Annotated in this window: 30 protein-coding genes and 1 riboswitch; of the genes, 4 read left to right on the forward strand and 26 right to left on the reverse strand. The window is 38.5% G+C overall.

Annotated elements, in window-relative coordinates; translation table 11 throughout:
• Positions 1-32: 32 nt before the first annotated feature.
• The 22 genes from JOC34_RS19075 to JOC34_RS19175 form a co-directional block, all read right to left on the reverse strand.
• Positions 33-656: a conjugal transfer protein gene (locus JOC34_RS19075; protein ID WP_338062702.1), complete on the reverse strand. Its 624-nt coding sequence runs from the start codon at positions 654-656 to the stop codon at positions 33-35.
• A gap of 92 nt (positions 657-748) precedes the next feature.
• A complete protein-coding gene (locus JOC34_RS19080; RefSeq protein ID WP_205138381.1) occupies positions 749-1,093 on the reverse strand; it encodes a hypothetical protein in 345 nt (114 codons plus the stop codon).
• Positions 1,086-1,286, reverse strand: coding sequence for a DUF3173 domain-containing protein (locus tag JOC34_RS19085; RefSeq protein WP_205138382.1), 201 nt, complete (start codon positions 1,284-1,286; stop codon positions 1,086-1,088). The genes JOC34_RS19080 and JOC34_RS19085 overlap by 8 nt, the downstream gene beginning before the upstream one ends.
• A gap of 225 nt (positions 1,287-1,511) precedes the next feature.
• Positions 1,512-1,862 (reverse strand): hypothetical protein, encoded by a 351-nt coding sequence (locus tag JOC34_RS19090; RefSeq protein ID WP_205138383.1) that lies wholly within the window; start codon positions 1,860-1,862, stop codon positions 1,512-1,514.
• 140 nt (positions 1,863-2,002) lie between these two features.
• Entirely contained in the window at positions 2,003-2,164 is a 162-nt protein-coding gene (locus tag JOC34_RS22270) for a pyridoxine 5'-phosphate oxidase C-terminal domain-containing protein (protein WP_420856178.1), read from the reverse strand.
• A 52-nt stretch (positions 2,165-2,216) separates the two neighbouring features.
• A complete protein-coding gene (locus JOC34_RS21895) occupies positions 2,217-2,366 on the reverse strand; it encodes a hypothetical protein (RefSeq protein WP_239544587.1) in 150 nt (49 codons plus the stop codon).
• Between the two features lie 80 nt (positions 2,367-2,446).
• Positions 2,447-3,217, reverse strand: coding sequence for a hypothetical protein (locus tag JOC34_RS19100; RefSeq protein WP_205138385.1), 771 nt, complete (start codon positions 3,215-3,217; stop codon positions 2,447-2,449).
• An 88-nt stretch (positions 3,218-3,305) separates the two neighbouring features.
• A complete protein-coding gene (locus JOC34_RS19105; RefSeq protein ID WP_205138386.1) occupies positions 3,306-3,854 on the reverse strand; it encodes a disulfide bond formation protein DsbD in 549 nt (182 codons plus the stop codon).
• A gap of 76 nt (positions 3,855-3,930) precedes the next feature.
• Positions 3,931-4,557, reverse strand: coding sequence for a Type 1 glutamine amidotransferase-like domain-containing protein (locus JOC34_RS19110; protein ID WP_205138387.1), 627 nt, complete (start codon positions 4,555-4,557; stop codon positions 3,931-3,933).
• A gap of 101 nt (positions 4,558-4,658) precedes the next feature.
• The gene (locus tag JOC34_RS19115) at positions 4,659-5,111 is read right to left on the reverse strand and encodes a GNAT family N-acetyltransferase (protein ID WP_205138388.1); all 453 of its coding nucleotides are present in this window, start codon (positions 5,109-5,111) and stop codon (positions 4,659-4,661) included.
• Between the two features lie 92 nt (positions 5,112-5,203).
• Complete coding sequence (locus JOC34_RS19120) at positions 5,204-5,485, reverse strand: hypothetical protein (protein WP_205138389.1); 282 nt, start codon at positions 5,483-5,485, stop codon at positions 5,204-5,206.
• Positions 5,486-5,522: 37 nt separating this feature from the next.
• Positions 5,523-6,404 (reverse strand): GNAT family N-acetyltransferase, encoded by an 882-nt coding sequence (locus tag JOC34_RS19125; RefSeq protein ID WP_205138390.1) that lies wholly within the window; start codon positions 6,402-6,404, stop codon positions 5,523-5,525.
• Between the two features lie 278 nt (positions 6,405-6,682).
• Positions 6,683-8,218, reverse strand: coding sequence for a glutamine-hydrolyzing GMP synthase (guaA, locus tag JOC34_RS19130; RefSeq protein ID WP_205138391.1), 1,536 nt, complete (start codon positions 8,216-8,218; stop codon positions 6,683-6,685).
• 25 nt (positions 8,219-8,243) lie between these two features.
• Positions 8,244-8,549 carry a hypothetical protein gene (locus JOC34_RS19135; protein WP_239544589.1) on the reverse strand — a complete coding sequence of 102 codons (306 nt, stop codon included), beginning with the start codon at positions 8,547-8,549 and terminating at the stop codon, positions 8,244-8,246.
• Positions 8,550-8,810: 261 nt separating this feature from the next.
• Positions 8,811-8,914, reverse strand: a riboswitch (purine riboswitch).
• A gap of 39 nt (positions 8,915-8,953) precedes the next feature.
• Positions 8,954-11,161 (reverse strand): DUF4129 domain-containing transglutaminase family protein, encoded by a 2,208-nt coding sequence (locus tag JOC34_RS19140; RefSeq protein WP_205138392.1) that lies wholly within the window; start codon positions 11,159-11,161, stop codon positions 8,954-8,956.
• The gene (locus JOC34_RS19145; protein WP_205138393.1) at positions 11,139-12,425 is read right to left on the reverse strand and encodes a DUF58 domain-containing protein; all 1,287 of its coding nucleotides are present in this window, start codon (positions 12,423-12,425) and stop codon (positions 11,139-11,141) included. The genes JOC34_RS19140 and JOC34_RS19145 overlap by 23 nt, the downstream gene beginning before the upstream one ends.
• Positions 12,422-13,387, reverse strand: a complete 966-nt coding sequence (locus JOC34_RS19150; protein WP_205138394.1) for an AAA family ATPase — start codon at positions 13,385-13,387, stop codon at positions 12,422-12,424. The genes JOC34_RS19145 and JOC34_RS19150 overlap by 4 nt, the downstream gene beginning before the upstream one ends.
• A 332-nt stretch (positions 13,388-13,719) precedes the next feature.
• Positions 13,720-15,225, reverse strand: coding sequence for an amidase (locus JOC34_RS19155; RefSeq protein ID WP_205138395.1), 1,506 nt, complete (start codon positions 15,223-15,225; stop codon positions 13,720-13,722).
• Between the two features lie 90 nt (positions 15,226-15,315).
• Positions 15,316-15,459, reverse strand: coding sequence for a hypothetical protein (locus JOC34_RS19160; RefSeq protein ID WP_205138396.1), 144 nt, complete (start codon positions 15,457-15,459; stop codon positions 15,316-15,318).
• A gap of 7 nt (positions 15,460-15,466) precedes the next feature.
• The gene (locus JOC34_RS19165) at positions 15,467-16,648 is read right to left on the reverse strand and encodes a Ger(x)C family spore germination protein (protein ID WP_205138397.1); all 1,182 of its coding nucleotides are present in this window, start codon (positions 16,646-16,648) and stop codon (positions 15,467-15,469) included.
• Positions 16,641-17,747, reverse strand: coding sequence for a GerAB/ArcD/ProY family transporter (locus JOC34_RS19170; protein WP_205138398.1), 1,107 nt, complete (start codon positions 17,745-17,747; stop codon positions 16,641-16,643). The genes JOC34_RS19165 and JOC34_RS19170 overlap by 8 nt, the downstream gene beginning before the upstream one ends.
• A gap of 2 nt (positions 17,748-17,749) precedes the next feature.
• Positions 17,750-19,297: a spore germination protein gene (locus JOC34_RS19175; RefSeq protein WP_205138399.1), complete on the reverse strand. Its 1,548-nt coding sequence runs from the start codon at positions 19,295-19,297 to the stop codon at positions 17,750-17,752.
• Between the two features lie 185 nt (positions 19,298-19,482).
• Here JOC34_RS19175 and JOC34_RS19180 point away from each other — a divergent pair, with 185 nt between their 5' ends.
• The 3 genes from JOC34_RS19180 to JOC34_RS19190 all read left to right on the forward strand — a co-directional run bounded on the left by JOC34_RS19180 (position 19,483) and on the right by JOC34_RS19190 (position 21,496).
• Positions 19,483-20,487 (forward strand): DUF3231 family protein, encoded by a 1,005-nt coding sequence (locus JOC34_RS19180; protein WP_205138400.1) that lies wholly within the window; start codon positions 19,483-19,485, stop codon positions 20,485-20,487.
• A 9-nt stretch (positions 20,488-20,496) separates the two neighbouring features.
• On the forward strand, positions 20,497-21,015 hold the full coding sequence (locus JOC34_RS19185; protein WP_205138401.1) for a hypothetical protein: 519 nt from the start codon (positions 20,497-20,499) through the stop codon (positions 21,013-21,015).
• A 79-nt stretch (positions 21,016-21,094) separates the two neighbouring features.
• The gene (locus tag JOC34_RS19190; RefSeq protein WP_205138402.1) at positions 21,095-21,496 is read left to right on the forward strand and encodes a general stress protein; all 402 of its coding nucleotides are present in this window, start codon (positions 21,095-21,097) and stop codon (positions 21,494-21,496) included.
• A 120-nt stretch (positions 21,497-21,616) separates the two neighbouring features.
• On the opposite strand, the gene JOC34_RS19195 is transcribed toward JOC34_RS19190, so the two are convergent.
• From JOC34_RS19195 to JOC34_RS19205, 3 genes are all read right to left on the reverse strand, one after another.
• A complete protein-coding gene (locus tag JOC34_RS19195; RefSeq protein ID WP_205138403.1) occupies positions 21,617-21,790 on the reverse strand; it encodes a hypothetical protein in 174 nt (57 codons plus the stop codon).
• Between the two features lie 110 nt (positions 21,791-21,900).
• Positions 21,901-22,245, reverse strand: coding sequence for a hypothetical protein (locus JOC34_RS19200; RefSeq protein ID WP_205138404.1), 345 nt, complete (start codon positions 22,243-22,245; stop codon positions 21,901-21,903).
• A 251-nt stretch (positions 22,246-22,496) separates the two neighbouring features.
• The gene (locus JOC34_RS19205; RefSeq protein WP_205138405.1) at positions 22,497-23,273 is read right to left on the reverse strand and encodes a divergent polysaccharide deacetylase family protein; all 777 of its coding nucleotides are present in this window, start codon (positions 23,271-23,273) and stop codon (positions 22,497-22,499) included.
• Positions 23,274-23,570: 297 nt separating this feature from the next.
• On the opposite strand from JOC34_RS19205, the gene JOC34_RS19210 reads away from it, so the two are divergent.
• A complete protein-coding gene (locus tag JOC34_RS19210; RefSeq protein ID WP_205138406.1) occupies positions 23,571-23,726 on the forward strand; it encodes a DUF1540 domain-containing protein in 156 nt (51 codons plus the stop codon).
• A 414-nt stretch (positions 23,727-24,140) separates the two neighbouring features.
• On the opposite strand, the gene JOC34_RS19215 is transcribed toward JOC34_RS19210, so the two are convergent.
• Positions 24,141-25,016, reverse strand: coding sequence for a PQQ-like beta-propeller repeat protein (locus tag JOC34_RS19215; RefSeq protein ID WP_205138407.1), 876 nt, complete (start codon positions 25,014-25,016; stop codon positions 24,141-24,143).
• Positions 25,017-25,041 lie beyond the last annotated feature (25 nt).

Raw genomic sequence — 25,041 nt, forward strand, 5'->3', positions numbered from 1 at the left:
CAGTTTATATCTTTTTCTAAAGTTAGTTCGTACTAGGAAAGTTGAGAGACTTTTGTTGTTTCATCCAAATATTTTACTGTCAACCATACTTTCACTTGGTGCTCTTTTTCTTGAAATACAGGATTGATTAATTCAGAAAAGATGTAGGCTTGGTCAATCGATGGCAAAGCATGCTCTTTTACATAATAAGCAAGCTCTTTATCAGTTGCAGTCGGATAAAACGCAAAAAATGTCTCCAAAAACTCGGTCACTTCTTGTACCGTGTCGGAATCAACTGTTCCGTTACTTTCTGGTTGTTGTGGTTCATAATCTGAATTATTCGGTATGCTCCATAAAGCAGGGTTTCGTGTAATTACTAAGTTTCCTGCGTTATCTTGATGAAGCAAGATTCGATACGTGGAACGAATCCGCTGAATATCGTTATCTTCTGTAATCTTTTGATCTACTGAATAAACAACTGTATAGGTATCATCATTATCTGATGCCACTGACCAAATATCAATATTACTCACACTGGAACTGGTAGGAATATCATCTCTTACAGTATCGAAATTTAAAGCTTGTAAATCCTCGGTCAAGTAGTCATTAATCTTTTCCACCCGTTGTTCAATGGAATTTTTTTCATTTTGCCATGTGTAGTAGTCTTTAACAAAGATTTCGTAAAACTTTCTATGGCACTTGTATCCATAATTTTTGTTTCAATGATTTCTTTTCATGAACAGTATGCTGATCAATCGCTGTAAAGTTTTTATAAATGGCAAAGGCAAGACTGCCAATGAGTAGCACCATGTCTTCTAGTTTCCCATGTACTTTCTTCTACATTAGATTGATAGTATGGCAAATAATATGAGTTCATAAACTCTCCAAAGGTAAGTCTATAATTGGCATAACCATTCAGCATATGGTATTCATTTTTTATTCTAGTCGCTTCCTTATTGGCCTCTCTTGCTGAAGTAAACCTTTTACCATTGCTGTCTTTTCTACTTTTCTTTTGAATCCTTTTACCGGTAACCTTATCAACACCAAGTTCAATATTGTAAAAGAATCCTCCTTTTCCATCTTGATATACTCCTGAATATTTTGTTTTAGCCACTCATATCGCCTTCAAACGAAACACCAATAATATTTTCAACTGCATGGCATGGTACTCTTCCCAATCTTTTATTGTTATAATACGGATAACATTCTTGCACCATATAATATTTAGCTTGTCTAATAATATCAACTGATTGATATGGTAGAAAACCCATATCTTGCAATTCTTTTTTTGAAATGGTTTTATTCATTTGTATCCTCCTCATTTTTTAAAAATAGACATAAAAAAAGAACAGATTTTTTCATCTGCTCTTTCACAAAGTAAATTATTTTAATATAGGACATTATCTTTATCCCAAAATAAGCCTGTAGTGTTACAGCCCATTAAACTGAATTTATATGTTTATGCAATATTTCTTCTTCACCAATCGCATCCGATTGGTGAAGAGTCACCTTTTATTCTTATAAAAACTTTTTCATTTTGGTTTAGGATTATCTTCCAGGTACTTAACTAACTTTTCGTAGGAAGTAGTTTGATAAACGAGGTCTTTTGTGTTAAATAAAAAGTAATTAGGTTTATCCTTTTGAATTTCCAAATAAGGAGTATCTTCTTTTGCATTGTCATAATCAGATTCAGTTATTGTCCTAAAAACAGAATTACCGACTAATTCCTTTTCCAACTTCATATCAACTTGGTCATCACCAACAACATATAATGCATAGCGACCTTTTTCTTCAGAAACCATTACACCTCTTTGATAATCATTACATCCAGCTAATCCCAACACGGAAAACAACAATAAACTAAATATGACTACTCGCTTCATAGGTTCCCCCAATTGGTTGATTAATTTGATATTTGGATGAAATAATCTGACCTGAATCAAGCACAGTTTTTTTCAACAAACGCGCCCGTTTGTGGCACATCATTATACGATTATCACAACAATATAATAAGGTGTATTAATTAAGGCCAAAGCAAATGATGTTTCCATTTTTCATCATTCCGTTGATATTGCACTCTTATATGCTTTCTTTCTGAATCTCCCTGCCAAAATTCAACCTCGTTAGCGTCGACTGCATACAATGTCCAGTTAGAGCTTATAGTATTAGGTGATTGCTTTATCAATTCTTTTGATTTTACAAATGCTTCATCTAGATCCTCGAGACGCTTTAATTGCTTACTCTGCTTGCCGATTAAAGCTTCTGCTCTTCCTCCAATTGATCTTTCTAAAATCTGATGGAGATTCAGGTAAATCATCGGTGTAGAAGCTTTGAAAAGGACCTTTCAACACTTCTAATCCTCTTAATAAATTCTTTGTTTGTTTCATAATACTTGCTTCTCCCTTATCATTTTCTTCTGCAATATGGCCCGATTGCGGAATAAAGTATAAATGAAATTTTAAACTACTTATTGATAAACCGCTAAGACTTCTAAAGTTACTACATTCTTTTCACTTTTTATATTTTCAGCGCCTTCAATCTCTTGTTCTTCCGCTTGTCTTCTCATCGCTCTATTTAATGAAAATAAGTCCTTCATTACATCAAATAAAATTACAGGATTATTTTTTACATCTTTACGAGTCAATACTTTGGCAATTATGGTTACTTCTTCATCTTCAAAATCCTCTAACTCTGTCAACTGGTATTTAAGATTATTTGAATTTAACTTAGAAAAACCAACTCTGTCATCAAAACGCTCGCTGTCAAAATACATAGGAATCTTTGTATTTTCCTTTCCAAAGATTTTATTAAATATTTCTTCCTCTTCTTCATTTTCCATATCCATTTGTGCAGTTAACATAGATTTAAATTCATTAATTAAATCCATCATATCGAATTGCTCTGGAATATTAAACATACCTTCGAAACGTATAATTGCTGTTTTGGGAACAGTTTCAATATCAAAATCTTCATTTCCTGTCATATCAAAATAATTGTCTTTACTATTTTTTTCAAGTAGTTCTTCAAATTCATTACAATCATAAATTGGATTATCTACAATTTCTCCCTCAAATTCATCGGTATTATCATAGTTTCCTGATGCAATGTATGCATCACCTTTAACAGACTTAGAAGTACTTTTTTTAACTTTTTTGAAATCAACTTGTCTTTCGCCTTTTAACAATGCACTGTATTCTGCAACTTTTCGTGAATCAAAGTAGATTAAGTTTTTAAACATTTGCTTAATATCCCACCTTATATTATTGTTTTCTCTTCCCAGGTTAGTTTATCGCTTTTATTCAACAACCTGGCCCTACTCTTGAAGATTACTGTTTTACTGAATCCACAATATTTTTTGCATCCACCAAGGATAACCCATATCTTTCTCTTAACACTTTGATCGTCTGCATTTTTGTCATGGAATTCAACATTTTATTTGCTTCCATCTTCAGACCATCATATTTGGAATCGTATTTGAACGAATCACTATATTTCTTTTTTAAATTATCGTCTACTTTATTGATTATGCTACTAAATGGGGTCACAGCAAAGAATAATGAAATAATAACAGCTGCCCATACACTTATAGTTTTAAAGGCACCCTGTAGGTGGAAAACATCGTTAATTAGATAATTTGCGAGTTGAATAAGACCGAACCCAATTGCAACAGCTATAATAAATGAAACGATAAGTAACGTAATTTGAGACAATGATAGCCATTTCATTTTTTTAATCTTGCCATTACCAATTGAAAAACAAAGAAAGGCTACAGGTAATAATACTAATTGCCAATCCGTATATCCATACCTAAGCCATAAAGCAACTATACCTAAAAGTAAAACCCATCCACTTACATTAAAAAATCTTGTGTTCATTTCAGTAATATCCTCCTTTTTGACTGGTGTTCAACAATATGGCCCGTTTGTTGAATCTCCTTTAAGGAGAATCGGTTTATTCAATTATGATTGCTTCTCCATCCCTCAATGCTTTAAATAGAATTTTATTTTCAATCATAAATTCAATTGCTTGGTTCATATCGTTAGATTCTTTGTGGTCTGTTTTATAATGAGGGGCAATTACATAATCCAAAATGCATAACCCTTTCCATATAGTCTGATGTTCATCACCGTAAGGCTTCAGTTCAGGTTCATCTACTAAATGAATACCTTTTAGCGTTGGTCCAAGGATACAAGCTCCTGCACTATACCCCCCATATAGAATATCTCTTTTTTCTTTATAATACTTTTTAATAATTTTATCGAAGCCGCTTAATTCCATAGCTTGAGCGAGAACAAAGGTATTACCGCCTCTTACCCAAATAACATCGTATTGATCAAGCCTTTCATTCAATCCTTCTTGGTTATAAAAATACTTTTTCAAGTCTAAAATATCAACCGTGAAACCTAATCTCTGTATATCACTTACATCCGTCGCATCACTTTTATTTTTTCTTTCCAAATCAGTAGCAAAATCTAATGCATTATTGATATAAGCGACTTTTTTATTTCCATTTTCCGTCAGCTCAATTAGTTTCCGTTCTTCGTTTCCAATTTTAAAAGATGAAAGATAAAATTTCATATTGTTCCCCCTCACTTTTTACGCTTTCCTATTCTGTTAAATGGCCCGATTGAAGTATAACCTTTATTCCGTTAAAGCGCTCGTTAACTTAACACTCATAATCATATAAGTTTTAAGTGATGTGTAGAATTTGGATAAAGCTTTTCTTCTGAAAACCCAAGGGAAGTATAAAATTTATTTGCTTGTTCTGTATCTGTATGTAGAACTAAAACCTTATAATGGTTTTTCGCATCGTAAATTATCTTATTCAGCAAGAGTTTTCCAAAACCTTTTCTTCGATAGTCCCTAGAAATGTAAAACCTTCGTAACCGTCCGATTTGTTGTTCGCCTGAATAGGGGTCGATATTAAGGCCACCAATTGCAATTAGTTGATCCTCCTTGTTGAACACACCATATAACGATTCCCCGGGCTTATTAAAGTTATTAGTCCCATTTTCATAATCATTAACTAATCTTTCAAGAAATTGAAAACCATTTTCTTTACTTTCCTTCACTAAATCAGTTAAGTCAAAATAAAGCAAATTAATTATTTTCCGAACTTCAAATTCTCCCATACCATCCTCCAAAAAACTCAATTTTGATTATAAATTTCTATTAATTACCCTGGGGGAGATCATCTTCCCCAATCTGGCCCGATTCTTGAAGATCACTGTTTTACTGAATCCACAATTTTTTTTGCATCCACCAAGGATAACCCATATCTTTCTCTTAACACTTTGATCGTCTGCATTTTTGTCATGGAATTCAACATCTTATTTGCTTCCATCTTCAGACCATCATATTTGGAATCGTTTTTGAACGAATCACTATATTTATTTTTTAAATTATCGTCTACTTTATTGATTATGCTACTAAATGGGGTCACAGCAAGGAATAATGCCTTTATTCCGTTAAAGCGCCCGATAACAGTGCAATGAGTGCAATCCACTATCATTACGCCTGATAATGCACGCTGTTTTTCGAATTCATATAATAGAGGTACTCAAAGCCACATCGTAGCTAATTAAATTATACTTTGCTTCAAAGCCTACGGAGCGATACAATTCGACAGCTGATATGTTGTCTTCTCCTACACAAATCGTGATCTCCTCAATTCTTTGATAAGAAAAGAGTTGATTTAATGCACACGTAATTAATGTTTTACCAATGCCCTGTCTTCTAAAATCTTTTGACACACCTACATACTCAATATTCCCTTCCATGTGCTTAGGATTAGCTTCTATATATACGTAACCTTTAATGTTAAAATCATTTTCTTTAGCTAAAATTAACTGGTTGTTATCGTTTAACCTACTAAGTATCGTGTTCGCATCAAAATACGTATTAGGGAATATCTCATTATGAAGTTTTGAGAAGGACTTATGATATTTATCATTAAAGTGATCTAAATTTACAGTTTTACTTTTATAATTATCCTTGGTTAATTTAAGTACTAGATCTGAACCTTGGTCTATCCCTTCATTCTGTAGTGCAAAATTCTTTGCAAACTTATTTCCTTTATTTATAAAGAATGAGAGACTTTTCACTTCCCTAGGTACTTTTTGAATTAGTTTTTCCCATAATTTTGAAGCTAACTCCATATTTTCTTCTCTAATAAAAGGGCCCCATACATCAGCATATCCCCTACTTAAATCAACATCTAAGCCTATTGCGCCTATGATATCAAAATTATTATAAGCTACTATAAAAGATTCATCTAATTCTAAATCTGAAAAATCGTTAACTAACGTATCATATATCTCAGAGCTATTCTCTCCGCAGAAACCAATGTGATACTTTCCTTGAGTGTTCATTTCTTCTAAAAAATCAGCAAGCAACCTTACGTTAACTGGTGGATTAATATCCATAATTCGCAACCTCCCTAAAGCGTCGTTAGTCCAAGTAGACTTATGCCATTATATGGCCCGTTTGTGTAATAAAGATTATTTTGAGTATTTGAATATCATTTTAACATACAAAAATTAGTTTCACACGATAATACCAATTTCCAAAAAATAATCCCTACCAAATTATTTTTTGGCAGGGATTTTGGCAGGGAACTATATTATTTTATACCAATTTGTCAATTTAAGATTAAGATAAATACTGTTAAATAGGCGTTCTCTTTTCAAATCAAGTTAGCTCTTTACTCCCACTCAATCGTAGCAGGCGGCTTGCTCGTAACATCATACACAACCCGATTAATATGTTCCACATCATTCACCAATCGCGTTGAGATTTTTTCCAGAACATCCCACGGGATACGTGCCCAATCGGAGGTCATACCATCAATAGAGGTTACTGCACGAATACCGATTGTATAATCATATGTCCGCGCATCTCCCATCACACCAACACTGCGAATATTAGGTAGGACAGTGAAATACTGCCAAATGTCTCTATCTAAGCCAGCTGCTGCGATTTCTTCTCGCAAAATAGCATCTGATTCACGGACAATAGCAAGTTTCTCTGGTGTTACTTCGCCAAGCACCCGAATTGCTAAACCTGGTCCAGGGAAAGGCTGACGCCATACAATATGATCCGGAAGACCAAGTTGTGAACCGAGCTCACGCACTTCATCTTTGAATAGTGCATTCAATGGTTCAATCAGCTCAAATTGCATGTCTTCTGGTAATCCACCAACATTATGGTGAGATTTGATTGTTTGCGCTGTATCTGTTCCGCTTTCAATAATATCTGTATAAAGCGTACCTTGTGCAAGAAAATCAATTTCTTTCAGCTTGTCTGCTTCATCATCAAATACATATATAAATTCATTACCAATTATTTTACGTTTTTGCTCTGGATCGTCTACACCTTTAAGTTTAGATAAGAAGCGTTCTTCCGCATCCACTTTGATAATGTTCATATGGAAGTCTTCGGCAAATAACTTCATCACATCATCTGCTTCATTTTTCCTAAGTAAGCCATGATCAACAAAGATACATGTCAACTGGTCGCCGATTGCTTTATGAATTAATGCAGCAACAACGGACGAGTCAACCCCACCACTGAGTGCACATAATACTTTTCGGTCACCGACTTTTTCTTGGATTTTCGCGACTTCCATGTCGATAAAGTTTTCAATTGTCCATTCCGCATGACAGTTACAAACTTCAAAAACAAAATTTTTGAGTAGGTGGTTGCCGTATTCTGAATTACGAACCTCCGGATGGAATTGAACGCCATAAAGTTTCTTTTCAGGATGACTGATTGCCGCAATTGGTGTGGCATTGCTTGTTGCATCTGTTTGAAATTCATCTGGTGCAGCAAGTACTTTATCACCGTGGCTCATCCATACCGTTTGACTGGCAGGAGTATCCTTAAATAGACCACTGAAATCACTAACTTCCATCGTTGCTTTTCCATACTCCCGTTTATCTGTACGTTCTACTTTTCCGCCATATTGTAATGTCATCAATTGCATACCGTAACAAATACCTAGAATGGGAATACCCAAATCAAAAATAGCTGTATCACAGCGGAAGCTGTTTTCATCATAAACACTGTGTGGACCGCCAGACAAAATGATGCCTTTTGGATTCATTTTCTTAATTGCTTCAGCAGTTAGCTTATGTGAGTGTAGTTCACTATAGACACCGAGTTCTCTAATCCTTCTTGTAATTAATTGATTGTATTGGCTACCAAAGTCCAATACAAGTATCATTTCATTGTTGTCCATGACTTCCGCTCCTTATTTGCTGCTTTTATTTCGATTTACTACCGTTTGTTGATCGTACATCTATAAGAAAAGCTAAAAAAACTACTTGGTTCTTATGAATCAAGTAAGATGTTCGCTCCAGATAGTCGCTTTCCGCGGACAACACTTCAGCTTCCTCGAAAGCAAAGAACGCTTCCTGCGGGATCTTCAGTTGTTGCTTTTCCCGCAGGAGTCGACTACCTTCCGCGACCATCCATGATATTCTAAGGTAACCTTCCTTCTCTAAAAAGGAATAGTTGGCAATTTTTCCCTCGTTTACCTTTTTAATCGTACAAGGATAAATAACTGTCAAAAATCAGTTATCACTAGAGCGGAAGAAATATACGTAGACTCCTGCAGGAAAAGCGTAGTCGCTGAGACCCCACAAGAAAAGTGGGCTTCTTTTCTGAGGAGGCTCAGTGCAAGCCTGCGGAAAGCGTAGTATATTTCTGTAGCGACAGGGACTAGATAAGCCCTTCGTTTATACTTTAACTACCTTTTAAAATAACCTGGTCTTCACCCTTTTTGCATACGTCAAGTACGAAAAAGACAGAAACCAGGCTACATAGCTAGACATAACAAGTTCCGCCTTCATAGTCAGTACATTTACGGTGCACCGGTAGAAACGCTCTGGTCCCTATTACCTGAGGATATACGAACGGCAATTGCATTCATTTTATTTATATCTTCCTATTTTACTAACCGGCGCCCCGATGGTCAACCCATTACACGTTTAATTAAATCTTTCCATAATTTCGTGAGCTTATCCATCTCTGATTCGTTTACCTTATTCCGATAAAGGACGTGTTCGAAATGGGTCGTCAATTGCCCCATTTCATCTGTCTCATAGTGTGCATCAATTTGCTTTGCGAATTCACTTAATGTCTGATCCGTCTCTTTCTTGAAGCCATTATGTTGTAAAATATTGAGCAGATGATGATATGCTTCTTGATATGTTTCCGCATTTTTCTGGCGCTTTAGCTTGCGTGCCAACAGCAATGTCTGCCAGCGGAATCTAGTTTTATAGACAATCAAGCTGATTGCAGCTAATAGAAGCACACCAACAATGACGTGCCAGATTTTTAACGACGAGTTACCCGATTCATCCTCCGCCTGTGCGATTTCTGGTTCTTCGTCTGATGCTTCTTGCTCCCTTTCCGATTCCGGTTCCTGTTCTGCCTGTTCCGGTGGTACATCTGGCCCATCATCCTGGTCCTCTACAGCATTATTCTGCCCAGTATCTGAATGAAAATCAGTTAGGTTAGAAAATCCTTGTGTTGGCTCAAATGGAACCCATCCTACATCAGGGAAATATACCTCTACCCATGAATGGGCATTCGAATTAGTGACCTCATACACATCACTAGAAGGATCTGCATCCATCGATAGACCTGGAATAACCTGCCCTCCGGTAAATCCTTTCGCCCACCTTGCAGGAATATCCAACGTTCTTAACATAACCACCATTGCCGTGGAAAAGTTATCGCAATATCCGACTTGTGAATCGAATAAAAACTGATCCACATAATCTTCCTGTCTACTTGGAACAGGAACATTCTCTGTTTGATATTCAAATTCATTTTGTCCAAAGTAACGTTCAATTGCCCGAGCCTGATCATATCGATTGTTATAGACGGATGTAATGTCTACTGCCAATTCTCCAATACGATCAGGCAATGCGGACGGGAGCTGTGTGTAGAATGCTTCGTAATCTGTCAATTCTCCCGCATCTGTTTCACGTAATTTCTCTGTCTCAAAGGATGGCTCGTCGTAAACAATCGAATAACGATCTAAATCGGTAACTTGATCATCCACTTTTGTTTGAATGGCCTCCGAATGTTCATCCAGAAAATAGCTTGCATCTTCTGCAATCGCTTGATGAATCCCATATGGATAAATCAGTTTTTCAATGGATGTATTTCCTTGGAACACAAGCGTTGACTCCAATCTTTCTGTTTCCACTGCCGATGTAAAAGTTTTCAAATCAATGATGCCATCTTCTTGAACCTGATATTCGGGTTCCGTGAAAAGCTCCCACCCCTTCCCGGTATATACATCCTTTGTTTCAATCCGCCAATAATGTTTCCCCTCGCCTGTTGCCTGAAATACAGGGGTGTCGTCTTGCTGAAATGAGCCACCAAGGCGGGAATCATCTTCCCCATAGCCTACCTTTTGTATCGGTCCACTGGATCCCCCACCCGTTCCGGTTGCACTTTGAATAAATGGTACAGGGTCAGGCCATTGCGGTCCCATTTTTGGACCTGCAAAGCCAATAATGGTCGAAAAAAGCACAATACCGAGCAACGGGAATAACCATGTCGGCGTTTTCTTTACCCAACCAAATGGAATGGACGCGCTGTCTAACTCCTTCATAAAATTTGCAATGCCTAAAGCGATAAAGGAAATAACAAACGTTCTTACAATCGACAAGCTGGCATCATATGCCGTGTACGTATCCAGTACTGTAATATAAACAAATGTAAGTAAAACAAATAATAAAATCCGCTTCATCACCACGAACCAGTAATGCAATAAATAACTGATCAGCCAAATTAAGATCAGAAATAGCATACTACGAAATACAGGCGTGATATAATACCATTGCTGAGAAAATAGGACATCCATATTATAAGTGAATTCCGTATAAAACGCTTCAAGCCAATGGAGGCTTAGAATGCTTTGTTCGAAAAAAAGGCCGTTAACAATAAATAACAAGCCAAATCCTTTGATCAGAAATGTGATCCACCATTTCATCTGAAATAACGAAATAAAGAAGCAAAAGAAGGCATAAAAAATAAATACGGACAGGTTACTGATTTCGGCAATATCTTCGACGGGATAAAGCCATTCTAGGAATAGTAAAAGCCCACATAAATAGAGTAGGGAGGTGTATAAGATTGATTTACTTTGTAGAAAATTTTTCATGATATACCACCTCTATTGGACTTTCCACTAATTGCTTTTCCGTTAGTACATGGATATCTGCCCGTTCAAATTGGAGCTGCTGTAGAAGCGAACGCTCCTCCTGCGTAATCCGGCTGGATGGTTGAATATATATGACTTTCACCCTGTTCCCTCGCTGTTTCAGTTGCCGGACAGTTTGTTTAAATGTGTGATCGATATGGGTTGTTATTATCATTAAAATATGCCCACCCGTAATTTTCGCCATTTCTTCCTGCAACCTGACAGAGAAATGTTGATTACCGGTTGGCCTGAGGCGTGTTAGATGCTGCCGGATCCATTCTTTCTTTGTTGGATCATGATGAACAGGAAATTGAATCGTGTCCGCACCTATCGAAAGTAAACCAACCTGTGCCGCCTGTTTCTGAATCGTTTCCATTAAAGAAATCGTTACTTCAATAGCCGCTTCAAACGCCAATTCATTCATCCCATCATCGTAACAGCTATTTAAAACAAGCATGACGTCTGTGCTTTTTTCCTGTTCAAACTCTTTTGTCATGATCGTGTTTTTTCGTGCTGTTTGCTTCCAATTAATCCAAGAATATTTATCGCCTGGCAAATATTCTCGAACACCGGAAGCCACGTTAGTATTTTTTAAATTCAAGGTGGACGAAGCGATAGACCCTTGTTCATAACTACTCATCGGCTCTTTCATTTGAATCGTACGCTCATTTGGATAAGCAATAAGCTGATCCTTTATCTCAAACGTATGCGCCTTTTTCACAAAACCAAAAATATCACCTGTTTGAACCCGAATCGCTTGCAGTTCATGCTCTCCCCTTGGTACTTGGGATAGATAATAAGATAATTCGATCGTGCGACGAAAGGAGGGAAAGATAATTTTCTTCATCTTCCGGTTCACCCGTAACTTTTCCGGTTCATTCATATAATGATATTTATCTTTACGATTGTCGATTCGCTTTAATGTCTCAGGAAATTTTTCTTCAAATATACAATAATATAACGGGAATGGGATACTACGACTGATGTTGACAGTTACATTTACTTCATCCCCGGCACGGATCACACGATGGGAGAGCGTCCTTGTAACCATCCAGTTTCTGATCGGATAAAATAGCAAACCGATATGATATAAAAAGATCGGTAAAAAGCTATAAAATAAAAACCAGCTTACAAATCCACCTTGAAACATTGCAAAAGAAAACAAAAGAAGGAAAAGAAAGATAATAAAGATCAAATTACTAACGAAAAGCGCTGTCCCTTTCATTCGATAAATTCCTTTCGAATCGGAATGTGCGTTGTTTTTACGATGGATTCTACGATATCTTCACTTTTCACCCCGTCGTATTTTGCTTCAGAGGTTAAAATAATCCGGTGGGACAGGACAAATGGTGCCAGAAACTTCACGTCATCTGGCAATACGTAATCACGGCCTAGAATAAAAGCATACGCTTTGGCTGCTTTCATTAATGCAATCGATCCTCTTGGACTCGCGCCTAGATAAATTGCACTGTTCTTTCTGGTTCGGGTTACTAGATTAATAATATACTCCTGCACATTAGGATCGATATAGACCTCTTTCACTTCTTCTTGAATAGCAACGACTTCCTCTCGGGACATCACCGGTCCAATCGATTCAATCGGATGATTCTCTGATGTACGCTCCAGCATTTCCAGTTCATCCTCGAACGATGGATAACCCATGTTCAATTTTAAAATAAATCGGTCCAACTGGGCCTCGGGTAACGGATAGGTCCCCTCATATTCAATCGGGTTCTGTGTTGCCATGACAAAGAATGGTTGCTGTAATGCGATTGTTTTTCCATCTACAGTCACACTCTTTTCTTCCATCCCTTCCAGCAAAGATGATTGTGTTTTCGGTGACGTCCGATTAATCTCATCGGCAAGGATAATGTTTCCTAAAATGGGTCCGCCACGAAACTCAAATTCAAGTTCCTTTGGATTATAAATCGATATCCCTGTCACATCGGAAGGTAACAAATCCGGGGTAAACTGTATTCTTCTAAAATCGCAATCTAATGATTTTGCCATCGTTCGAACAAGCATTGTCTTTCCCACACCTGGAACATCTTCCAGAAGCACATGCCCCTGGGCTAGCAGTGCAACAAGGCTTAGGGCGGCAGCGTTTTCTTTCCCGATCATCACTTTATTAATATTTTTAATCACTTTTTCTATCTTTTCATTATATAAAATGGTTTCCTGCATCATCTTTCGACCCCTCTCAGGCGTTCACTTTATTCAATTTTCACACTTACTATAACTATAATTATAACTATACTAAAAAAGGCCTATGAAGTAAAAGCAGATTATTGAACAATTTGAAAACTAGCATGTACATTAAACTGCTTTTTTATACTACGGGAGAGGAGAATGATGATTGCTGGGACAACCCGTAAAGTTGAGCGCCGCCCGATTCGTGGTGCTTCTCTCCCGAATTGCCGCCCTGCTCTCCCGAGTTATCATGCTTCTCTCCCGACTTCGCGCCCTCCTCTCCCGCTTGACCCAAAAAATGCTCCCCGTTCCAACGGGAAGCATGATATTTAATGATCTTCAAAATAAGGATTGCCTTTCATGCCAATCCACAAGTCTGATTGTTCCAGCTGGTGAGCTATTTGTAATAGTCGGTGTTCCGCTCCTTTACCAGCCATAAATTGGACTCCTAACGGAAGCCCATCTTTAGACAAGTGAACGGGTACGGATATACCGGGCTGTCCCGTTAAGTTTGCCAATTGGGTAAACGGTGTGTAAGTTAAACTTGGGACAAACATGTCGTAAACGACTGCCTGCTTATCCTGCATAGCAGCTTCAGCAATTTGTGCACGTAAGGCCTCCTGCTCAGACTTGCTAAATGTCAACTCACCTACTTTTGGTGCTGGGAAAGCGGTCGCTGGTGTGACATAAAAATCATACGTCTGGTGCAGCTTAGCCATTTGTGCTGCAGCAGTATCCCATGACGCAAGACTTGCAGAGAACGCCGCTGCGGAAACCGATTTACCAGCTTCGTTCAATACCCATGTGTCAATTTCAACATCATCAGCCGTAATCGATCGACCCATAGCCTGCTCCAGTTGCGCCACCACCATCGAAATCTCACCGCTGTTCATTAAGAAATAGTCTCTCATTAATTGGACACCGTCAACACCATTATTCACTTCTTCTACCATATGTCCCTCTTTTTCCAACCATTTAACGGTCTTTTCCACGGCTTGCTTTGCTTCATCTGAAACGGGTGTACCAACAGGAGATTCCGTTGTGAAGCCAATTTTAAGTTTTTGCTTTTGTGTATCCTTCATCGCTTCCGTGTAACTTCTTGGAAACAATGGCACTTGAAAAGCTGCTTCTGGTTGTACAACTTGAAGTAAATCCAGCATTGCTGCACTATCCCTCACACTTCGACTCAGTGCAAAATCAATCGAAGCACCTTGCCACTGTCTGCCTGCACCAGGCCCAACAGGAGTGCGTCCACGTGTTGGTTTCAGTCCAAACAGCCCACTAAAGGAAGCAGGAATCCGAATGGATCCACCACCATCACTTGCCCCAGCAAGGGGGACAACACCAGATGCAATCGCAGCAGCAGATCCTCCACTTGAGCCACCAGGCGAATAATCGGCATGCCATGGATTTCTTGTTGGACCATAAAGCGCCGGCTCCGTAATATTCTTCAAAGCAAATTCCGGTACGTTTGTGTGCCCCATAAACAAGAAGCCCGCGTCGCGCATTTTTTTCACCAAATGGGAATCTTGTTCGGCACGCATTGTTTTTAATAATTTCGTTCCGGAGGTCAGTGGCTCCCCCGCCAGTGCCTGCGAGATATTTTTCAATAAAACAGGCACACCGGCAAACGGTGCATGATCACTTACCTGTACTTGCTCCGCCTCTTTCAACACCTTTTCTTTTCTATCATGAATAACCGCATTCAAGGTGGGGTTTACCTTTTCCAACTGTTGAAAACTGGCTTGTAACAGTTCTTTCGGCGATACTTCCTTTCGTTTGATTAATGCTGCCATTTCCGTTGCGTCCAATGTTAAGTACGTTTTCAGGTCCATATGTAAATACACCTCTATTAAACAATATTTACCATCATTGTATCATTGAACACTGCAGATTCCATCCGATCAGCACGAACCACAAATCGATCACCTGTCTTTCATCCATGGTGGGTCCCCATGTTCATGCAGCTTTTGATTGACTTGATAAATAATAAATGGGATAACAAAAGCTAATATGGTGCAAATCAACACTAATTTACTTGGTAAAAAACCCATCAAACTGTCAAACATTGCTGTTTTACTCCTTTCTGTTACCCTCCACTTTTTCGGAAGCTCCTGCCGTGCGAACATGCGCTTTCGCATTGACACGAATGTTACTTTTCGCAAAAAGGTTTTCACCATGATCCCAGTTGTCCTTTATTTTTTGCCATGTATGATAGTGTCTCTCGTTTAACTTTTGATCAAAAGCAAATATATCCGCATTCATTTCCTTTTGGGTACGTGCAATTGTTTGACCCGTCATCGTTTCTATTTGCTTGGAAATCTCCTTTTCGATCTCGGACAATGTTTGCGAATTGTTTAGGTTCTTATTACCAAATACTTCTGCGATTCCTCCTTCTACACCAATATCTACCGTTATATTTATGCTTTCCGGATCTTTCGTATCCAGCTTAACATCGCTTTTCGCATTGTTAATTTTAAAAGTTATTAAATCTCCATCATAAGTAAACGTAATCGTTCCACCATGTGTGTCGCCATTCACCAAGTTCAATGCAGTCATTTCTTTCTCGTCAAGGAAACCTACAAGCTTATCTTCATATCCATGAAAAATAGCCCCACCTTTGTAATCAACTTTATTTTTTGCGGCGATAACGTAAGGAATGATAAAGCTACTATTCGTTAAAAGCATTTGATGAATATCACCAACATGCATCGGTTTAAACAAATTCGTTTTTTTCATACTAACTTCCAACAGATTATTGATGTATACAGCTGGCAATTGTTCATTTTCTGGCTGGATACCGAGAATGTCCTTTGCCTCGCCTTTAGCAGCGACCACCTTAACGCCACGGCGCATCTCCTTATCCCGAACGAACACATCCAAGACATCGGCAAACAAATGCGGCGTCTCCAACAACTCATCAGAAACAACGAGTAATTTTAAATGCTCAAAAAATGGCATTTTACTTGTAAGTGATGCCATCTCTTGATCTATAGCAAAAACACTGTCACCACTGCCAGACAAATTCATAAAGGCTTTCCCTCCACTTCCCCCGTTCATTGGGGAATTCAGTCCAGGTGGAACAACAAATTGATTGGTTAATGTTAAATCATAATTACCATCGACTTTTCCATCCTTTAGATCAATGGCAGAGCCAATGACAAATCCCCGATCTTCAATGGGTACATTATCCCAACAACCTGTGAGCATCGTTATCAGCAAGCAATATAAGAGTAAAAGATATCTTTTTTTATTCAACTTGTTTCATCCCCCGTATTTTCGCAATGATGAGTAACAATATCGTTACGAACACCGTTGTCCCAGCAGAAACATAGCTTACAAATGTACCAAAGTGATTTAATTCGACAAGATTTTCCGGGATCATACTAATTAGATAAATAAGTGGTGACAAAATGAAGATAAATGTCATCTTATTTGCTTTTTTAAAAATAGAATGCAGTGCCAAAACTGCGATATCAAATGCCATTGTTGTTGTATTAAAAATAGCCATTATCCAAATGACATAAAAAACCACTTCTGCCCGTTCAAAAATGCCGCCCGGAATCTCGACCTGTTTCGCCAACTCTACAGTTGGATTTAACAGATTGGCTGTACCTGCATGACCAAAAACACCGATACAAGTAATGAAAACAAGGAAGTAAAAAAACATAACAATGCACACACCAATAGAAACCATTTTTGGAGCACGCTTTGGTCGATCAGCCAAAGCAAGATAAAATAAGAGAATACCAAGTCCAACATAGGATGTAATCATACTTCCAGTTCCTTTGATATAACCTGTAAACGATGTCTGAAACATTGGCAATAAGTCACCAAAGTCAAACCACTTTATATTTAAAAGCATGATGATGATCGTAATTAAAAAAATAAACGGAAAGAACAACATGTTCAGCCGAAACAATCCGATCCTGGAGCTGGAAATGGCGTAAATCACTACAAGTAGAAAAGTAAGGGCAATAACTTCCATGGGTGTCTGTTCAAATAAATATTCCTTTGCAGTATTCGCGATATTACGTACAACATACGAGGCGATAAGCATTGATATCGTACCAAGCAAAAAGGTTAATATGACTGCTACAGGTTTGCTTACGATAGCAGATGCGTAGGATAAAAAGCTTTGGTTTGGAAACATAGTGGCCAATTTAGCAACCGTCCAAGCCACCAAGAGGGTTAACATCCCCCCAATTAAAATAACGATCCAGCCATCTGAGCCAACGGTTTCATCCGCGACGAATCTAGGAAAAGTAAGTATGCCACCGCCAATTAACATGGAAGGGACAATAATCATTATCTCTTTGTCATCTATTTTTGGATCAGCATAAGTAAACCACTTCATGATTACTTTTCCCCTTTGTTTGCCGACTTTTCATCCTCCGTTTGCAAATATTCCGGTCGTTTCATCAACATGAATCTCGGTGCACGCAGAACGAGATCCTTCATGTCCCCTAACATCGTTGGGGCAAATGGCGTAGCGTATGGCACCCCAAAACTCTTCAAATTGACAAGATGGATGTTGATCATAACATATACAAGGATCACGCCATAAAGCCCTAAGAAAGCAGCTGCAAACATGAAACCAAATCGAAGTATTCGCAATGAAATGCTCAAACTAAATGTTGGCGTTGTAAATGCGGCAATCGCTGTAAGCGCGATAACAATTAGCATAACTGGACTGACAATTCCCGCCTGTACTGCTGCCTCACCAATCACAAGCCCACCGACAATACCAATGGTTTGACCAATTGGTGTAGGCAATCTTACCCCGGCTTCCTGCAATAACTCCATTGTGATGACCATCAGCATCGCTTCCACAAAGGCTGGAAAGGGAACACCTTCCCTGCTTGCTGCGATAGAAAAAGCGAGTTTAGAAGGTAAAAGCCCCTGATGAAAAGAAACAAGCGAAATGTATATTGCGGGTAAGAATAGTGCAAGAAAGGCACCAATATATCTCAGAACCCGTAATAACGTGCCGTATAGCCAGCGCTCATAGTAGTCTTCCGGTGATTTTAAAATATCCCCTAATGTCGTTGGCGCGATTAAAACAAATGGTGTTCCATCCAGGATTATCGCCACTTTCCCCTGTAAGAGTGAGGAAGAAACCACATCCGGTCTTTCCGTGTCCATCATTTGCGGGAAAGGAGACAAAAAGCTGTCTTCGATCCATTGTTCGATAAAGCCTGATTCTGGTGCATCATCCAGATCAATCGTTTCCAACCGCCGACTCACTTCCTGCACAATTTCCGGATTGACAATACCCTCCACATAAGCTAAGACAAGATTATTCTTGCTGCGCCTACCTACCTGGGAAGTCTTCAAGCGTAAATTTGGGGCCCGTATATTACGGCGAATCAATGATATATTTGTACCTATACTCTCTACAAAGGACGTTCTTGGACCACGAATTAGCGTTTCCGTAATTGGTTGTTCGATGGCGCGGGTTTCTCCACCTTTTATGTCCATAATTAAAACTGCGTCTATGCCATCTAGGTAAAACACAGTATTACCGGAAAGTATGCCATTGGAAATGTCATCTAATGTTGTTCCTTTTTTTATTTTATTGATGGAAATAAATGTTTGATATATCTTATCAAACATTGCCTCTACATCCTCTTCAGACTGTTGTTCGACTGATAAATTCTGCAGATTTTCCAGTATATTGTTTTGCAACAGTTCCTTATCTACCAAGCCATCAATATAAGCAATGGCAGCCTGTTGTTCCCCATGTCCAATCGTAAATTCCCGCGTCATTAAATCATCGGGCGCATCTAACATGTTATTGAGGTTTTTTATATTTTGCTCGATATCTTTAAATATCTCGATGGCAAAGGAGGCTTCTACTTTGGTCTGTTGCTGTTTTTTATGTCGTCCGAATCTGGATCGCGCCATCAATATCCCTCTTTATCCCTGCGGCGTTAAGGTTTAAGTGAAGTAAAAGCTTCATTTGAGCCGAGTCTTCTTTATTTCCTATATTAGTCTGTCAAATTTGGTTTCTTTTATACTAATCATGTATAAACCGTTTGATCTCAGACAAGCTAGAAAATAATCTTAGAAAGTGAAAGGATAATGCATAAATGGAAAACAACCAACACCAGGTAACACTCACATCGGCGGAGATTTCCAGTCTCTGGACAGCATATCAGTCTGATACACTGAATATATGTGGTATAAGCTTTTTCTTAATACATGTAGAGGACCAGGCAATTCGTCAGGTTCTTGAACAGGCTTTAGCAATAACAGAAAAACGCAAGGAGACAGAAATACAGCTTCTTAACAGCGCAAATCACCCTATTCCACAAGGTTTTACCGATAAGGATATCCATTTGAATGCACCGCGCCTCTTTTCTGACAAACTTTATTTGCTATATACTTTAAACACGACCTACTTGAATTTGATTACATTCAGCTCTGATTTATCCATGGTGTCCCGTACCGATATGATTCACTTTTTTTCAGATAGCTTAAGTGATGTGCAAGTCTTGCATCAACAAGCGAAGGAATTGGCGATAGAAAAGGGGATTTATATTCGTCCACCTAAGATCCCGGCGCCACAGCAAATCGAGTTCGTGCAAGCGGATCGTTTTTTAGCAGGTTGGTTCGGGGAACGGCGGCCGTTACTAGGTACCGAAATCGCTATGCTCGTTTATAATTCCAATCGTAACGCTTTAGGCCAGGCGATGATCACCGGATTTAGCCAAGTTGCAGAAAACAAAGAAGTAAAACAATACTTTGAAAGGGGCCGAGAAATTTCCGGCAAGCATTACGATGTTTTTTCCGCTGCTTTACACGAAGATTATTTATCTGATGGCATATTACTGACCCCAGAAGTAACAGCGTCTACTATTGCACCTTTTTCCGATAAACTCATGATGAATTTTGTTACTTCATTAACGGCGTCAGGCATTGGACAATATGGGGCCTCCATTTCAGCTAGTCCCAGACATGATTTAGGGGTTAAATATACCCGATTAATGGCAGAAATAGCGCGGTATTCCAATGATGGGGCAAAGATATTGATTGAAAACGGATGGATGGAACAGCCTCCAATGGCTGCAAATAGAAAAGACTTGGCAAAATAGGGTCACAAAATGGAGAAGCAGATAGGGAAAAAAAGCATCCAATTGGAAAGACTATTATGGAGTATTGCCTTTCCGGGTTTTGGGCAATTATTAAACCACAAATTTGCAAAAGGATTCCTGTTCATTGCTTTGGAATTACTAACCAATTTTCTAGGTAACGTTAATCAAGTCATCCTATTAAGTTTTCACGGGGAAATTCAAGCAGCAATCACACAAACAAATTATCAATGGTTCATGTTTTATCCTTGTTTGTATTTCTTTGCCCTCTGGGATGCCTATAAAGATGCGGGTGATGGAGCAAAACCTTTTGCCTATTTACCATTTGTTTTTTCTGCTTTTGTCGCAACAGTGGGCCTCATTTTCTCTCAAACGTTTCGTATTGCCGGATACCTCTTTGGCCCTGTCTGGTTACCAATCGTGTTTGTCCCTGTAGGAATAATCATTGGCATTACAATCAAGCACATGCTACTTAGAAAGCATTCCTATGACAATGAACAGTCTACGAAATCTACCCCTCAACTTAAATAGTAATCATGATTGCTCCTCTTCCTTCATAGACTAGAAGAAAATCATGTACAAACTATTTTCGGTGTAGGAGGGATTGGAGATGACGGTACAAATCATTGGGAAATACCAATCTGTGACAGATGCGGTTAAAGCATCCAGTAACCTGGAATTAAAAGGTTTCAAAGCGAAAAACATTCTCATGCTTACCGATCACCACCCCGATGAATTAACAGATCTTACCGATGTAAATATTGCCAGCAGTTTACCGATCGATGAAACCAATATAACTTTTTTTGACAAAGTGAAAAAGCGATTCACAAAACAAAGCGACCGTACACTGGATTTACATGAGAGGCTTGTTCGTTTCGGTGTATCAGAAGAACAAGCAGCAGAATATATCGCTGATGTTGAGAGTGGAAAAACAGTGGTTATCGCTGACGATGAATTGAAGATGGGGCACGACCCAATCGCACGGCATAGGGACAGTCCCCCATCTCGATAAAGTGTTAAAGCAATAGTGTGGTGGGGGACTGTCCCCTAACATGTAAAACAAAAGCTTGACATCAGAACACGATGCCAAGCTTTTGTTTTGCGTACTTGCCCTAGGGCATGCATATAAGCGTTAAATATCCATGCTAAATTCGCCTATAAGTTTTATCATATAACCGATCCAATCTGTTCCAGTTAACTGTCCGCTCACCATAAAAATCCCTAAAAACAAGAGCATAATCAAGCCTATATATACATAACACTCCAGTGTTTCTTTCCAATACGGTTTATCATGTTTATTTGTCATTATGTGTGCTCCCCTTTATTTTACAATACGATAATTAAATTCCACTTTGAATAAAACCTTCCAATTTTGATTAGAAGGCTTTATTCCATTAAAATGAGCAAATTTACGTATTAGGGGAGATAGTTCGATTGGTATTTGATCGCATCCAAGAAACCAGTCGCTTCCGTTATTCCTAAAGGAAAAAGAAATGGATCTAAAACGGGTGGAATCAGGCTAACGATCTTTTCGGCTTGTGGAAAAAGTGCCGGATCGGCTTTCCATTCATGGTAATTTGGTATCGTGGTTGGTGAAGTGAGATGGGAAGCACTGATATCTGTCGTATAGCTAGCGGATGAAATGGTTGATTCATTCGTTTGGCTCAGATCAATCTGAGACAATAATTGTGTTGGTTGACTAAATAACATCACACCAAACACAATAAACAACAACAGATTACGTAAACGTGTCTTCTCCACCTCTTCACCTCCCTTTCACCATACCTACATGTTAATAACCGATTAATCGTATTTTAACATGTTTTATCCTTTTTGACCGATATGATGAAAGAATGGTCCTCGAATCAAAAAATTTTTTATTGGTTCAACGTTTTAATATTCATATTTATCGCAGTTTGGCGGGCAGTAAAATTCCCAACCAATGAAGTTTCACTTTATCCTTCCATCACTTACGATCGAATGTTTATATTTCCCAAATCCAATGATTAACGTTATTCCAGTCCTTTTTCAATCAATTTAAATTCGGGTATTAAATCGGATAAGGATACAATATTCGCCTCATTTTCATAGACAGGAATGTATTGTTTTAATACTTCCACCATCATCGGACCTGATATACCAACATGACCGATCGCTATGAATTGGTCCGCGTTCACTAAATTTCTTGCGAGTACATTCGCTTGTTTTGTAATATGTTCCGTTGTATATATATCATCAAAAAACAAATTATTTTCCAAGAATGGGACATTCATTTCTATTGCAAGCTTGCTTACAACACTTTTATCAGTCGTCTTGCTATCAAGATAAAAGAGTCCGTTTTCCTTACATACTTGTAGAACAATTCGCATCACTCGTTCATCCTCAGTCACCTTTGACCCCATATGATGATTTACGCCATCGGCATGTGGGACATCTTTAATGGCTGCTTCCACACGTTTACGGATCTCGCTATCACTTAAATCTGTTGTAATTGCACCTGGACCAAGCCAGCTTTTCTTCCCATGCTTTGGTTCCATTGGTAAATGTACAATCACTTCGTGTCCATTATGATGCGCCAGCTCTGCATCCTCTCTTGTTGTTGACAGAAATGGCATAATAGCGACAGTGAGGTTTATCGGAAGCCCTAGGATTTCCTCTGTCCCCTTCATATTGTTACCGAGGTCATCAATTACAATGGCTAAATTTTTCTTTGTAGGAGATACCGGTTCTGCAAAGCCCAGCTGAATAAATGATAAGAAGAAGATGAAGCTACAAATCCATATTTTCATTTCAAAACCCCGCTTCTTTTTTCAACTACAATCTCCTTTATTATTCACAAGTAACAGCCAGTGATTGATAGTAATTTATGGGTATAAAACCAGCTACTGTAATGCTGTAAAAAGGCGGATACAATCAATAAAATGAAACATGATAAAGAAGACTTGGTTCAATTGAAATTTGAACTTAGCCGCACTTATGTCTTAGGGACCGCTAGCGCAGATAATGATCTGCGTTCGCAGTTTGTGGCACTTAGCACCTAACTATTGCCACAGAGATAAAAATATTCAGTTGGAGGTTTTCAATCAATGGCTAGAGACGTGCTTTGTGAAGTAAGTAACTGTGCATATTGGGGCAATGGCAATGTTTGTAATGCTGATCAAATATATGTAGTCACACACAAACAAACGAAAGCCAGAACAACAGAAGAAACAGACTGTAAAACCTTTAAAGCAAAAGGATAGATACCAACTAAATAAAAACAAGACACCAAAAATGGTGTCTTGTCCATTATTTCTACCAAAGCTCAAAAAAACCTCTTCTACAGCCACACCTACTTCTGCCACAACCACAGTTGTTTCTTCCTCTATTTCTGTCTCTGTCACAGCCTTTGTTACAATGGTCTTTCCGATCATCATGTTCGTGCTTGCCATTATTTTTATTATCACAGCAATAATAATGATGGTGATGCGTAGTATGACATTTGTTTTTAGACTCAGATTCATAATCTCTACATGACATTATCAGCCACCTCCTTATACCACATTATATTGTTGTAATGCGAAAAGGACTCGGCTATGTTGCTGATACAATCGTGTATTTTCAGGAGACAGTAACATTCATTTAATTTCTATTACTCTGATTCAAATCTAGTTTTTTTATTCTTCGCCTATGGCATAAACAGTACCAGTATTATCAAACAGGTACAATGTACGGTCCGGGGCAAGAACCATATTTGAAAATTCGCTGGCTTTTCCAGATCGGAAATTCCATTTAAGCTCCCCTGATGAATCGACAGCGTAAATTTCATCCCATGAGCGAAAATACACAGTCCCCTCACTATCAGCAATGATGTCACTGTACCCCATTCCGAGAACAAACGGATCTGCAGGAACACCTAAATTTGTTTCCCATGCAAAGGAATCCTTAAGATCCCCATTATCCCCGTCAAATAAAGCAAACAAATCATTATTCAGATGCACCCAAATATCTCCATCTGCTGTAATGGCGGGAGCAGGACGCTGGTAATCTCCTGCATGCATATCAAGCTCTTCGTGAAAGTTCGTTGATTTCCATTTTAACTCACCGTCACTTGCGATTGCGTATAACCCGTCAGCTTCTTCGTCATGCATATTGGTAACTATGTAGATTGTACCATCAGCCCCGATAACAGGGATCGACTTCTCTGGATCACCCGTATATTTTTCCACGATTTCAAGGGACCAAAGCACTTCCGGTTTTTGTGGTCCGGCAAATCGGGATTGTCTCGTCCAATTCGTATCTATCGGATGAATGGCTGTTGGATCATAATCCCCTTCCAAAAAATCACCGATGTTACCATTGGGATCAAACGGACCTGCCTTCTCCGCTTCTTTTTCTGTTGATGCCGTTTGAGTGTCATTATTCTCATCTTTATTTGACTCGGATTCGTTTGGTTGATTGTTTCCCTCTCCATCATTACTATACTCAGACGAGCAGGCATTAAACAGCAATAAAAAAAACGCAACTAAAACTAAAATGATTACTTTTTTCAAACGTATTCCCTCCTATTATTGTTGT

The sequence above is a fragment of the Virgibacillus halotolerans genome, from assembly GCF_016908515.1.
In the GTDB taxonomy this organism is placed as follows: Bacteria; Bacillota; Bacilli; order Bacillales; family Amphibacillaceae; genus Virgibacillus_M; species Virgibacillus_M halotolerans.